This is a genomic window from Peptoniphilus pacaensis (assembly GCF_900088125.1).
GTDB classification, from domain to species: Bacteria; Bacillota; Clostridia; order Tissierellales; family Peptoniphilaceae; genus Aedoeadaptatus; species Aedoeadaptatus pacaensis.
This window is the reverse complement of record NZ_FLQT01000003.1, coordinates 147,692-161,619: the sequence shown is the minus strand read 5'-3', so window position 1 is coordinate 161,619 and position 13,928 is coordinate 147,692. Positions and strand designations below refer to the sequence as shown.

5 protein-coding genes are annotated in these 13,928 nt (G+C 50.2%); 4 read left to right on the top strand and 1 reads right to left on the bottom strand.

The genetic code is table 11. The annotated features are described in order from the left end of the window. Positions 1-22: 22 nt before the first annotated feature. Entirely contained in the window at positions 23-3,082 is a 3,060-nt protein-coding gene (locus BN7444_RS00785; RefSeq protein ID WP_068454427.1) for an S-layer homology domain-containing protein, read from the top strand. A gap of 139 nt (positions 3,083-3,221) precedes the next feature. Here the strand turns inward: BN7444_RS00785 and nifJ are convergent, their stop codons facing one another. Then, positions 3,222-6,743 carry a pyruvate:ferredoxin (flavodoxin) oxidoreductase gene (gene nifJ / locus BN7444_RS00780; protein WP_068454424.1) on the bottom strand — a complete coding sequence of 1,174 codons (3,522 nt, stop codon included), beginning with the start codon at positions 6,741-6,743 and terminating at the stop codon, positions 3,222-3,224. A gap of 972 nt (positions 6,744-7,715) precedes the next feature. On the opposite strand from nifJ, the gene BN7444_RS00775 reads away from it, so the two are divergent. The 3 genes from BN7444_RS00775 (at position 7,716) to BN7444_RS00765 (ending at position 13,820) form a co-directional block, all read left to right on the top strand. Continuing rightward, positions 7,716-8,882 (top strand): CD0519/CD1768 family membrane protein, encoded by a 1,167-nt coding sequence (locus BN7444_RS00775; RefSeq protein ID WP_068454421.1) that lies wholly within the window; start codon positions 7,716-7,718, stop codon positions 8,880-8,882. Positions 8,883-9,118: 236 nt separating this feature from the next. Further along, positions 9,119-11,665: a YhgE/Pip domain-containing protein gene (locus BN7444_RS00770; RefSeq protein ID WP_068454419.1), complete on the top strand. Its 2,547-nt coding sequence runs from the start codon at positions 9,119-9,121 to the stop codon at positions 11,663-11,665. Beyond that, positions 11,640-13,820 carry a YhgE/Pip domain-containing protein gene (locus BN7444_RS00765; protein ID WP_068454416.1) on the top strand — a complete coding sequence of 727 codons (2,181 nt, stop codon included), beginning with the start codon at positions 11,640-11,642 and terminating at the stop codon, positions 13,818-13,820. The genes BN7444_RS00770 and BN7444_RS00765 overlap by 26 nt, the downstream gene beginning before the upstream one ends. The last annotated feature ends 108 nt before the right edge of the window (positions 13,821-13,928 follow it).

Sequence of the window (13,928 nt, the reverse complement as noted above, 5' to 3'; positions counted from 1 at the left end):
TTGCCATAAAAAGGAGGTTATGATGTTAAAAAAATACGGGAAGATGGCACACATCTTATTATTCCTCGCCTTATTTCTTGCGGTGCCCTTTCGGGCATATGCAGAAACATATGACGGCGTACACGTGTACATGATCGTCGACTGCATGAGTGCGCCGGGTTTCGGCGAGAGGGGAGAACCCGAGGCCCTTACGCGTTTTGCGCGGCAAATCAAGAGCGCCAATCCCAATAACAAAGTGTCCGCCATTCTTTACTATGATTACTTATACGACGACGGCATGGGATTTTTCGGCAATTTCGGCGGCTTCGACAAGGAGATTACCCTGAAGGCGGGTCCGACCATTGGCGTGGACGATGCCTTAAAGGTTTACGGCAATCTTAAGAGCAAAGAAGGTTGGCAGCCGAAGCGACTGAAAGACGTCTTGTTATTCGTCAATTCGGAATTGGTCCTTTCGGGACCTCACGAAAAATACGCCACGGGCACAGACCGCTTTCAGCGTATGCGCACTGGCTTACAAAACGGCTACGAGCAAATTTTAAATCAGTATGACAATCTGCCGGGGAAACGGGACAGCTACGTGATTATGTTTCCTGCCTACAACGGCGACGGCGGACCGGGGCCGGGCACGGAAGAAACGCGGTTTATTATGGAGTCCATGGATAAATCGGTACGCTTCGGCACGCTTTTGATGCATAAAATTCAAAACGGCGGCTACAGAAAATGTGCCGACTCCGAGGATTTGCCGGCGATCCTTTCGCAATTGCGGCCTAAAATTTTATCGAGGGGCGATTACATCAGCGATGTGGACGGGATTAAAAATCCGTACACCGTTGAAGCGAAGGCCATCAAAGATCCAAAGAGGGAAGGACGTTTTACCGTTCAGGCGACGGTGGTGAAAAATTCCCGCATCAAAGAATTAAAGGATGTCAGTTTTCGTTTGAAAGCACCGCAGGATTGGAAGATTCGCGGTCCCAAGGGCGAAGAAGACGGGCGCCGCATCGACGTCGGCACAATGAAGGGCGATCGCTTAAGCCTTCAGTGGGAATTGACGACGGAGAATAAGAGCAAAAAGTTTTCCGAGACCATTGAGCTGGAAATGACCAATACTTCCCGTGCGCCCTATAAGAAGACCATGGTCTTCAATGTGGACTTAAATCCCAACAATCAACAACATGTGAAAGAAGATTGCTACTGGTCCTTTAAAAACTTTGAAACGGGCAGCTACGACGTGTCCCATCCCTATATGGTGGAAAAATTAAAGAAGATGAAGCCCGTGGATCGCGCCTTCACCAGACTGTATTTAAAAGGGAATATTAGGGGCCACTGTTTCGGCATGTCGGCGACGAGTATTTTAGACAATATCAATCGATTGAACAAAGAAGAATGGGGACTGCAAGACAGTAGCGGCAGACCGCTGAGCAATGATCGGGGGATTCGTTTCGCCACAAAAGAAAGTTCCGCACCTCTTCTGGCTTTCTATCAAATGAGTCAAGTTTCCACCGTTCGAGGATTTGTGAACACGGGCACGGCCGGCGTATCGGGCATTGGAAAAAGTGCGATGGGCTGGATCAAGTCCTCCAAGGGAGATACGGGCGTTCCGAAATTACTGCAAGCCATCAAAAACAACAACGGCGTACCCGTTTTGGTTTCGTATTCCTATGTGGACGGCAACGGGAAGAGATATTATCATGCCATTGTCGCTCACAGCATCATGTATCGTCCGGGAGAAACTTACGACTATCGCATCGGAATTTACGATTCCAATCGCCCCAATCGCTTGTATGACGATGCTATTTACGTCAATTCGAAGACCAACGAATGGTATGATCCCGACGATCCGGATGTGAACGTAAAGAAGAAAGCCTCCATTAACTATATTTGCACCGACGTCAGACGATTGGATCCATTCGCTCAACGCAGCGATTCCCATCCGTGGACGGTGTTCGGCCTGTTCGCATCGGGCGGAGAGCGCGCCTATCGCATCGAGGCCTTGGACGGCAGCGGCAAAGCGTGGACCGTCGACACGAGGGACATGGAAAACTCTCCCCTGCCCTTTATCCCCGTGACCGGGGATTCAGGCGGCGAGGCTCAGGCATTTTACGTCTTCGCGCCGAAAAACGACATTCCTTACAAGGTTTCATCGGCCAAAGGCGGTGAGGGGAAACTGAATGTGCAAATGGCCTACAGCGATCAGCTCGTGGCAGCACAGGTTGAGAGAGGCGCAAGCCTTATCTTCGAACCGAAAGGGCAATTAAAAGTAGAAAACGCCAGGGGCAAGCTCCATGCGACCCTCGTTCGGAATCGAACCATAGGTGACGAGTTCAACGAGTACGAATTGTCGGCAACGGCGTCGGGAGATGTGGTCTTGTCGCAAAACGGCATGGGACTCGAAGCCAAGGGCCGGCTGCGGTCATTGGCTCTTCAGGCGAGAGATGAATCCGACGCATTGACGAAATTCCCTCGGGGGGATGTAAGCGGCACGAAGCTCTTTGGGGGAAAGGCGGGCAGAGGAAGTTCCGATCTGCCTTTTACCGACGTTTCATCCGGCGATTGGTTCTATCCGGCGGTAAGCTATGTTTATCAACACAGCTTCATGAAAGGCATGGGCGAGAATCGCTTCAGCCCCTCTACGACCATTACCCGGGCGCAAATGGCACAGATTGTTTACAATATGGAAATGAAAAACAGCGGCGTCAAATCGGCAAAATTTTCCGCTCCCTTTACCGATGTAGAAGCGGGCAAGTGGTATGCCGAGGCGATCAATTGGGCGGCGGAAAATAAAATTGTCGCAGGCTACGGCAAGGGACGTTTCGGTCCGAACGATCCGGTCAAGCGAGAAGACGCCATTGTGATCCTGTATCGCTACAAGACGCAATCGAAAGGCGAAAAGCCCTCCCGGGCGAAGCTTTCGGCATTTAAGGATGAAAAGACGATCAGCCCTTATGCCTATGATGCCATGGCCTGGGCGACGGATCGCGGCTATGTCCAAGGGGACAACGAAAAGCGGTTAAATTCAAAGGCCCATACCAGAAGAAGTGAAATGGCACAGATGTTGATGAAAATAAACGCAGACTCAAAGTAGGATTTTTTTTAACAAGAGAGAATCAGAAAGATCGAGCAGGCGACGGCTTGCTCGATTTTTTAATTTGTCCGGAAGCAAATCTATTTGCACAAAAAAAGACCCCCGCTTTAGCGAGGGTCTTTTGATTTCGCCTTAAAGATTAATTGTCTTCAGACAGTTCTTTGTAGCGTTTGTAGGTTTGCCGTGCATCTTCTTCCGAAGCGTCGAGAAGTTCTTCGCCTTCTTCGGGGGAGCGACGGAGCAGGGATGCGTAGCGGTTTTCGCTCATAATGAATTCGCGATAGGACTTGGTCGGTTCCTTGGAATCCATCTTGAAGGGATTTTCGCCCTTGGCGATGAGCTCGGGATTGTAGTGGTAGAGTTGCCAGTAGTTGCTTTCCACCGCTTCTTTTTGTTGTTTCGTTGCATAAGCCATGCCCTTGGTAATCCCGTGGTTGATGCAGGGGGAGTAGGCGACGATTAAGGACGGGCCGTTGTAGGCTTCCGCTTCTTTAATGACCTTGATCAGGTGGTTCATATTGGCGCCCAGGGCAACCTTGGCGACGTAAATGTCGCGGTAGCTCATGGCCAAAAGACCCAAGTCTTTCTTTGCGGTCTTCTTACCTGCGGCGGCAAATTGTACCACTGCACCCTTCGGGGTGGCCTTCGAGGATTGTCCGCCGGTGTTGGCGTAAAGCTCGTTGTCGACGACGAGGACGTTTAGGTCGGCGCCGGTTGCCAGAACGTGATCCAGTCCGCCGTAGCCGATGTCGTATGCCCAGCCGTCGCCGCCGTACATCCAGAAGGATTTCTTGGTCAGCTGTTCTTTGTGGGCGAGGACGTAGTCTCTGGCCTTGAGGGCTTCACCGTCGAGATCCAGACGTTTCAATGCTTCGATGACGGCGTCGCTGCGTTGGCGGGTGCCTTCGCCTTCGTTATAATTGTCCAGCCAATCCTTAATAGCGGCTTTCGCTTCCTTATCGTCGATGGCCTCGTCGACCTTTTCCAGTTCCATGGTCACCTTTTCACGTTGTTGACCGTTGGCCAGGTACATACCTAAGCAGAATTCCGCATTGTTTTCAAACAACAGATTGGACCATGCGGGACCGAAGCCTTGGTGATTGGTGGTGTAAGGTGCGATGGGGAATGCGCAGCCCCAGGCTTGGGAACAGCCCGTGGCGTTGGCAATATACATTCTGTCGCCGAAAAGCTGGGTGAGCAGTTTCGCATAGGGGGATTCGGAACAGCCGGCACATGCCCCCGAGAATTCGAGTAGGGGTTGTTCGAATTGGCTGCCCTTGACGGTAAATTTGTTCATGGGATTTTCCTTGTGAGACAAGGTCATGGCGTAATCCCAATTTTCCTGTTCGGGAAGTTGCGTTTCGAAATCTTCAAAGACGAGGGCCTTTTCCTTTGCCGGGCAGGTTTGAACACAGTTGCCGCAGCCTGTGCAGTCCAGAGGATCCACTTGGATGGCAAATTCGTATTCCTTCAAGCCCTTGGCGGAAATGCTGCGGAAGCTTTCAGGTTTATTCTTCGCTTCGTCTTCATCTAAAAGGAAGGGGCGAATGGCTGCGTGAGGGCAGACGAAAGAACATTGATTACATTGAATGCAGTTGTCCGGTTGCCAACGGGGAACGTGTACGGCGATGCCGCGTTTTTCAAACTTCGATGTTCCCAAGGGAATGAAGCCGGATTCGTAGCCCTTAAATGCCGATACGGGAAGGTCGTCGCCGTGAAGCTCCGTAATGGGAAGCATCATGTTGCGGACGTAGTCGGACAGAGTGGGATCGACTTCGGGCTCTTCCACGGGAAGGTTCTTCCATTCGGCGGGAACGTCGAATTTGTGGAGGTTTTGATAGCCCACTTCGATGGCTTTGTAGTTCATGTTGACGACTTTGTCGCCTTTTTTGCCGTAAGATTTCTTGGCGAATTCTTTCATTAGGCGTTCCGCTTCATCCATGGGGATGATTTCGGCGAGCTTGAAGAATGCGGATTGCAAAATCGTATTGGTACGACGGCCCAAGCCGATTTCTTCCGCCAATTCCACGGCGTCGATGGTGTAGAATTGAATGTCGTTTTCAGCCAAATACTTTTTAACCTTGTTGGGCAAGTGTTCGGCGAGGGTTTCGTCGTCCCAAGTGGTGTTCATAAGGAACACGCCGCCCGGGCGGATTTCATTGACGATGTCGTAGCGGGTAATGTAGCTTTGGTTATGGCAGGCAATAAAGTCCCCGTAGGTAACGGCATTGCTGTTTCTGATCGGTTCGTGGCCGAAGCGCAGATTGGACTTGGTGATCCCGCCGGTCTTCTTGGCGTCGTATTCGAAGTAGGCTTGAACATACATATCCGTATTGTCGCCGATGATCTTAATGGAGTTTTTATTGGCACCGACGGTACCGTCGCCGCCGAGACCCCAGAACTTGCAGTTGATGATCTTGGGATTGCGAATGACGAAGCTCCGGTCCACAGGCAGGGAACGATAGGTGACATCGTCTACGATGCCCACGGTGAAATCGTCCTTCGGTTCGCTTTGCTTTAAGTTTTCGAAGATGGCGTTGATTTGTGCGTGGTCCACGTCCTTCGAAGACAGACCGTAGCGGCCGCCGTAAATTTCGGGAGCATCTTTCATATTGTTGTAGACGGCGGAGACGTCCAGGAACAGGGGTTCACGTCCGCCGGGTTCCTTGGTACGATCGATGACGGCGATCCGTTTTACCGTCTTGGGCATTTCAGCCAAGAAATGTTTCTTGGAGAAGGGACGGAACAGATGCACTTGCATATAGCCGGTCTTGCGACCTTCGGCGTTCAGGCGGTCTACCGTGTCTTTTACCAAGCCGCTGACCGAGCCCATGCCGACGATGACATCTTCCGCATCTTCCGCACCGTAGAAATTAAACAGGCGATAGTCCGTGCCCTTTAAGGCGTTGACTTTATTCATATAGCTTTCCACGATGCCGGGAAGGCGGTCGTAGAAGGTGTTAATGGATTCTCTGGATTGGAAATAGGTATCCGGGTTTTGAACGATCCCTCTTTGTTTCGGGCGTTCCGGATTCATGGCATTTTGTTTGTAATGCTCTACGGCCTCCCAATTCAAAAGCTTGCCGAGATCTTCGTAATCGAAGACTTCCACCTTTTGGATTTCGTGGGAGGTTCTGAAACCGTCAAAGAAGTGCATAAAGGGCAGGGTGCCTTCAATGGCGGAGAGGTGTGCCACGGCGGCCAGGTTCATGGTTTCCTGAACATCCCCCGATGCGATCATGGCCCAACCCGTTTGGCGGCAAGCCATGACGTCGGAGTGGTCCCCGTAAATGGATAAGACGTGGGAGCCCAGTGTACGGGCGGCGACGTGCATAACGCCGGGATAGAGAGAGCCCGCCGTACGGAACATACTGGGGATCATCAGGGCCAGACCTTGAGATGCGGTGTAGGTCGTGGTCAATGCGCCCGCTTCCAAAGAGCCGTGCAAAGCGGCTGCGGCACCGGCTTCGGCTTGCATTTCAACTAAACGTACTTCTTGTCCGAAAAGATTCTTCTTGCCGTCGGCGGCCCAAGCGTCAACTGTGGCTGCCATGGGAGAAGAAGGTGTAATCGGGAAAATGGCTGCTACTTCGGTAAAAGCGTACGAGACGTAAGCCGCCGCTTCGTTACCGTCCATAGACTTAAAAACTTTTTCGCTCATGAACACACTCCTTATACTCTTTCGAAGCAATAGCTATTGTCGGGAGGACCGACGATGTGCGTCTTGCAACCCTATGCGAAAACGTTATCAGGTCGATTCCCCTTGCTTACAAAATACATTATATCTAAGGCATCTTGAAAATGGTAGATGCTGAACGCAATCAGATAAAATCTAAAGAATTTTGTCGACAAACAACAATATTAGAGAAAGAGAACACAAAAAACGAAAAAATTAGCACGAACACGAGAACAAGTTAAATGAATAACGACAAGAAAATAAAAAATTACGGCGACGGGGATTTTCTCGAGAATCGAGAATCGGCGAGCAAATCAATGAAGAGATCTTTTTTAAATCGGCGGAACAAGAAAAACCGCTTCCACTTTATATGAAAAGAATCGGGGGAGCGGAATGCTTTTCATCGAAAGGTCAGACACCGGAAGGGCGATATCAAACATGGCGGTTCGGGAAAAAACTCGAAAAAGAAATAAAAAAGCAAAAAAAGAATCGGAGGCGAACAGAAAAATTTGCAGTTTGCCCTTTGAACTTATTTGACAGGGAGCAATTATTTTTCACGGAAAAATAGTATAATTTTTCAATAAAATACATAGATCGACCTATAAATAATTTCAATAGGTCGAGAGAGAACTCTATGCCAAGATGGGATAAACGCACTTATAGGAGATTTTTGTCGAAAAGGAAATGATTTCCGAGCAAAATAAATTTAATATAATGAAATAAATGTGAGCAAATTGTGAATATTAAATTTGTAACAAAAGGGCCCCGGAATCAAAAAATTTAGCGAATGGCTTAGGCGTGCCGTTATTTTTTGAAAGTTCAAAAATAAACGATCTACTGTTGAACTTATAGAGAATTTCGATTATAATATATTTAAAGATTGATCGTCTAAGCAAAAGGACAGTATCAAAATTTAGAAAAATAGAAGCACGACAAAACAGTGCATGGAGGTTTTTTATGGATGACACAAACGGTAGGAAAAAAGTAAAAGCGGTAGGGCTGGAGACTTTTGTATTCCTCGTTGTTTTCATCGGAGGATTTAGCCTGATCGGCAGAAAGATGGGCGCCGGCATGATGTTTAAGACCATGATGGCGACGGCACACGACTTATTACTGTCGACGGTATTTTTGATTATGGCTATGGCCGTTCTCGCAGGCGCCATCAGCGGCGTCTTATCTGAATTCGGTGCCATCGCTTTGATCAACAAAATCTTTGCTCCGTTGATGAAACCAATCTGGGGACTACCCGGTGCCAGTATTACCGGCGCAGTAGCCACTTACTTATCGGACAACCCGGCGATCATATCTTTTGCAAAGGACAAGACATTTACTCAGTATTTCAAGAAGTACCAAGTGCCCGCCCTGTGTAACTTAGGGACGGCATTCGGCATGGGCTTGATCGTAACCACCTTTATGATTGCCCAAGGGAAGGAATTTCTCGTTCCCGCCGTCGTAGGAAACTTGGGTGCCGTTATCGGCTCCATCGTCAGCGTGCGTTTAATGCTTATGCAAACGAAAAAGTATTACGGCGCCGATGCCGAAAAGCCTTACGACGAGACCATGGATGTTGACGATCTGGAATCCCAAGGCGAATTCCGCTACGTCCGCGAAGGCAACCTCTTCCAACGTACCCTTGACGCTCTTTTGGAAGGCGGCAAGAACGGCGTTGAAATGGGTATGTCTATTATCCCCGGCGTATTAATCGTCTGTACATTCGTTATGATGATTACCTTCGGTCCCGGCGAAAGCGGCCAATACACCGGTGCAGCCTATGAAGGCGTGGAATTTTTGCCCGTCGTCGGTCAAAAGCTTCAATTTATCTTTGAACCGATCTTCGGTTTCCAATCGCCGGAAGCCATCGCATTCCCCATTACGGCCTTAGGCGCCGTAGGTGCGGCAATTTCTTTGGTACCGAACTTTATCGAAACGGGCGTGGCCCTTCCCAACGACATCGCCGTCTTTACGGCCATGGGTATGTGCTGGTCCGGCTACCTGAGTACTCACATCGGTATGATGGACGCATTAAAGTCCAGAGAATTGGCAGGCAAGGCTATTTTAGCTCACACCATCGGCGGCATCCTCGCCGGTGTATCGGCTCACTTCATCTTTATGTTGGTGGGTTAGTTCCTGTAAAAAAAGCGCAGAGCGATCTGCGCTTTTTTTCTGCTATTGTCTTGAAAAACGGACGTGAATCCGTGAGAGAGCCCATGAACGGGCTCTCTTTTTTTGTCCGAAAAATGGAAATAAAAGAAGGGTGAGAAATAGCCGGGCTCTGTGTAGTACAATAACTGCAGGGTAAAAATAAAAGACATACAGCCTAAAAGGTATGAAGACAAATTCTTTACATAGAAAGATTCCTTATGAAACAAGCAAGAAAAATTTTACGGCGCGATTTTAAACGTATAGCAGGCAATGGGGCGGCTCTGGTGGTGCTTTTGGGCATTGCACTCCTTCCGTCTTTTTACGCATGGTTTAATATCGCTGCCAACAAAGACCCCTACGGGAATTTGAATCAGGTAAAAATCGCCGTCTCCAACGAAGACACTTCCGTGCCCTTTCAGGGAGAGGATTTAAACGCCGGCGATAAGATTATAGAGCAGCTGAGGAAAAACGATCAGTTGGGATGGACCTTTGTGGATAAAGAGGAGGCCATCGACGGAGTTAAGGCGGGCAGGTATTACGCCACCATCGTCATTCCCTCCGACTTTTCCGCGTCCTTTTTGTCTATTTTGGACGAAGGCGAACTCCGATTTCCGACTTTGGATTACTATGTCAATGAAAAACTCAACGCCATCGCCCCGAAAATCACCTCTACGGGCTTGGGGACTTTGGAATCGGAAATCGACAGTCGCTTCGTCGCCATGAGCTCGGAAATTTTAGGGGAAAAAATCGCCGAAGGCAGAGCGGATTTCAGCACGCAGGCGGAAGAAAACAGAGATAGAGCCATGGACAGTTTGGAAAATGTGGGTCGAAATCTTGAAGACTACGAAGCCGTTCTGCGAAATATGGATGAAGAGATGGGGCATTTGGGCTCCTTGAGCCGCAAGGCGAGGGGGGATGTGAAAAGCTTGAATGAGGCCGTGAAAAAAGGCGAGCTCACGCTGGATGAAGCGGCAGAGTTGCTGGCAGAGACCCGCAAAGAGAGCGAAGCCATTGCCAACGCCTACGAAGGCCTTATGGACGATATGAACCATGTGGCCCGCTTGGCCGAAAGTTATTCGGAAAAGAAATACCTGTCCCTGAACCGGGATTTGGCCTTCGAAAGACAGGGCATGGACAGAGGCCTTGCGGATCTCGAAGTGATTAACGACCTGAACGGCGCCGTGTTAGCCGATCTCGAAGGACTGTCGCCTATACCGAAGGAGATGAAGCCTTTGGATGTCCTCGGACGTTGGCGGGAAATCAATAAGAGAAACGGCGATCTTCTCGCGTCTGTACAGGAACAGCGGGAAGCCGTTATCGCGGCGGAAAAGGCCTTGGAAAAAAGCCATGAAACCATCGAAAATCGATTAAAGGAATCCGCAGGCAGCAAAAAAGCCCTGGGCGACGAATACCGAAGCACCGTCGTGCCCATGATGAACCAAAGTTTCGACCTGCTGAATCAGGTGGAAGGCCATTTGTCCGGAACCCTGAACTCCATTCCCTATGTGCTCGACGAATTGGACCGCCTGCTCGTGGACATGGAAGCCATGACCGTGCAGTCGTCGGAAACCATCAATACGAGTCTGAAGAGCATTGCCCGGGCACAAGACAGCATTCGCGGACTTAAAACAGATTTGGGGCAGCTGGCGCGAGGGCCCCTCTACGAAAAAATTCGCGACGCCACTTCCGTGGACGAGGACAGCTTTGCCACATTTATGGAAAATCCCGTGCGGGTCAACGAGCATGTGATTTACAAAAGCGACAATTACGGCAGCGCCATGACGCCCTTTTTTACCAATCTGGCCCTATGGGTCGGCGGCATGATCCTTATTTCCATTTTGAAAATCGATGTGGACTTAGACGAAACCTTGGGCCATGTGACCTTCTCCCAAGCCTATTGCGGGCGATGGATGCTCTTTGCCTCGGTGGGTCTGTTGCAGGCCCTCATCGTCTCTTTGGGGGACTTGTGGCTCTTAAAGGTGCAGTGCGCCCGACCGGTCCTCTTTGTCTTGACGGCGCTCTTGGCGTCGCTGGCCTATGTGTCCATTATTTTTTCGCTGGCATCCACCTTTAGGAACATCGGAAAGGCCATTGCCGTCATCGTGCTGATCCTGCAAATTCCCGGCGCATCGGGGACCTATCCCATCGAAATGATGGCGCCTTTTTTCCAATCCATTTATCCCGTGTTGCCCTTCCACTACGGCATCGACGCCATGCGGGAGGCCATGTTGGGACCCTATGAATACCACCTGCTAAAAGACTGGATCATACTCGCATCATTCCTGCCTATCTCGCTTTTGATCGGCCTGGTAGGCCCGCGGATTTTTGGCGGTCTGAACCATATTTTCGATTTGGAACTGGCTCAAAGCGAATTGATTCACGGCGATTTGCCGGGGAAAAAGGCGCTGATCGGCGGCAATCTGATTCCTTTGATTTTAAGCGGAGACAGAGACGCCCTGGCTCGCCTTCAACAAAAGCACGACGATTTCTTCAAAAGCTACGAAAAGAGAAAAGCTCGGGCCTTTATCGCCCTGGCCGTGGTGCCCGGCCTGTTCCTCTTTTTACTCCTTCGTATGGACAGTAAAATTCGCTATTTGGTCGTATTCGTAGTCTCCGTTATCGCTTTTGCCACCTACTTAATATGGCTCGAATTTTACCGCCATCGCTACGAAGAGGAAGAAGAGTGGATGAAGCTGACGGAAGAGGAAGTATTGAAACGGTTGAAAGGGAACGACGGCTATGAAGATGATTTTCAAGCATATTAAGGAGGACTTTTCCAGGATCAAAGGCAACAGCATCGTCCTGGTGGTCCTTTTAGGCATTTGTTTGGTCCCATGTCTTTACGCCTGGTTTAATATCGCCGCTTCGTGGGATCCCTACAAACACACGGAAGAATTACCCATGGCCGTGGTCAATGAAGACGAGGGCTACCATCCCACGCTGATCCCCAAAACATTTAATGTCGGCGAAAAAGTAAAGATGAACCTGGCCGTGGAGGCAAAGGTCGATTGGATTTTTACGGACAGGGAAGATGCCGTGGACGGCGTCAAAAGCGGAAAATACTACGCCGCCGTGGTCATCCCCAAAGATTTCAGCGAAAAGATGTTTTCCTTTCTTTCCCCCGACGGCCAAGCGCCGGCGATTGAGTATTACGTCAACGAAAAGAAAAACGCCATTGCGCCGAAAGTCGTGGGAAAGGAGGCGGGAAGCCTGACCGATTGGGTAAAAGAGACCTTTACGCGAACCCTTTATACCACGGCCTTCGACAGCCTCCTGACTTTTACCGAAGACGGACAGGAGCCTCATACCGATGCCCTTTGGCAAAGGCTTCAGGGTCAATTGACGGAAAGCGGCGATACCTTGCGCACACAGGCGTCGAGCCTGCGTTCCTTTCAACAGCTGGCTGAATCCTCCCGGGCAGTAATGAAGAACTCGGACCGCCTCATGGACGCATCCCTGCACACGGTGGACGAAGGCATGGCCCGCATGAAGGAGGACAAGAAGGATCTGGACGAATTAAAAACCACTCTGAAAGCCTTTCGGCAAAGCGTGGAAACGACCTTGGATAAAAACATCGCCTATATGGAAAAAATCGGAAGCGATGTGGACGATCTCTTTGCCGACGGCGAAAAGAATCGCGATCGCTTCGTCGCATCCAGGGCGGCGGCCATCGCCACTTTGGAGCAAGACATTGCCGATAAGGGGGCCATGGAGGAAAAGCTCGTCGGCTTTAATAGCGATCTGCCCATCCCTCTGACGGGCTTGGATCGGGCGGCGGAAAAAATCCACCGGAGCAAAGGCTATGAAGAGGCCATGGTGCGCAGCTTGAAAAGCGTGGCCGATGCCGAAGCCCGGGGCCACGACGATGTCAAGGCCCTGCGCCTGGAATTTATCGAGAACAAAAAGAAGAACGAAGACAATCTAAAGTCCCTGCGCCAAGATTTTCAAAACACCATGTTTACGAGACTGGGCGCCATTGAAAAGCAATTAGACGGCGTCGGCGGAGACACGGAAAAACTTTGGGCCGAAGGAAAGCAATCGGCGGAAGAGATGGCCCGCCTGTCGGGACGCGTGGAAGAAAATCTGGCGGATTTAAGCGATCACATGGACACTTCCATTCAGCTGATGGAGGGCGCGGCTTCGACCATGGACGAACTCTACGATCGAACGGTGGTTTTGGAAAACTCCGAAAGCACGAACCGGATCAAACAATTTCTTTCGGAAGACACGGACGAGCTGAGTCAGTTCCTGTCCAGACCGGTACAGACGCGCACCCACCATATCTATGCCGTGGAAAATTACGGATCGGCCATGGCGTCCTTTTATACGACCCTGGCCCTTTGGGTTGGCGCCGTCATTCAAGTGGCCCTCATCGACGTGGGGACGCCGAGCTCCTATGAAGAAAAGCACGGCGAGTTTAAACCCCATGAACAGTACTTCGGAAGGCTGGGCCTGTTTCTTATTATCGCCACGATCCAAAGCCTGCTCATCGCTCTGGGCGATCTGTATTTTTTGAGGATCCAATGCCTTCATCTCGCGGGCTTTCTCTTTGCTACCTGGGTGGCGAGCATGGTCTTTACCGTCCTCATCTACACACTGACCGTCTCCTTCGGCGACATCGGAAAAGCCGTTTGCGTCGTTCTCATGGTCATTCAAGTGGCCGGGAGCGGGGGCACCTTTCCCATCGACGTGGCGCCCGGCGTGTTTCGAGCCATGTATCCCTTCCTGCCCTTTGTGCACAGCATGAACGCCATGAAAGAAACCATCGGAGGCTTTTACGGCCATGTTTACGGAAAAGAACTGCTTCTTCTGCAGATCTACGTCCTAGCCTCCCTGGTCTTGGGCCTCGTCCTGCGCCGGCCGGTGATCAGGCTCAATGAACGCTTTGAGGAAAAGCTGGAAGAAACCAACCTAATGTAGCATTTATAAAACCTCTCTATGGATGGAGAGGTTTTTTCTATAGGGAAATAAAGATATCTTAGACAAAAAATAGAAGAAAACAATACATGGCTTGACTTTTTTGCTTTA

Coding starts and splice junctions, on each gene's coding strand:
- BN7444_RS00785 (WP_068454427.1), top strand. CDS start 23: ATGTTAAAAAAATACGGGAAGATGGCACACATCTTATTATTCCTCGCC.
- nifJ (WP_068454424.1), bottom strand. CDS start 6,743: ATGAGCGAAAAAGTTTTTAAGTCTATGGACGGTAACGAAGCGGCGGCT.
- BN7444_RS00775 (WP_068454421.1), top strand. CDS start 7,716: ATGGATGACACAAACGGTAGGAAAAAAGTAAAAGCGGTAGGGCTGGAG.
- BN7444_RS00770 (WP_068454419.1), top strand. CDS start 9,119: ATGAAACAAGCAAGAAAAATTTTACGGCGCGATTTTAAACGTATAGCA.
- BN7444_RS00765 (WP_068454416.1), top strand. CDS start 11,640: ATGAAGATGATTTTCAAGCATATTAAGGAGGACTTTTCCAGGATCAAA.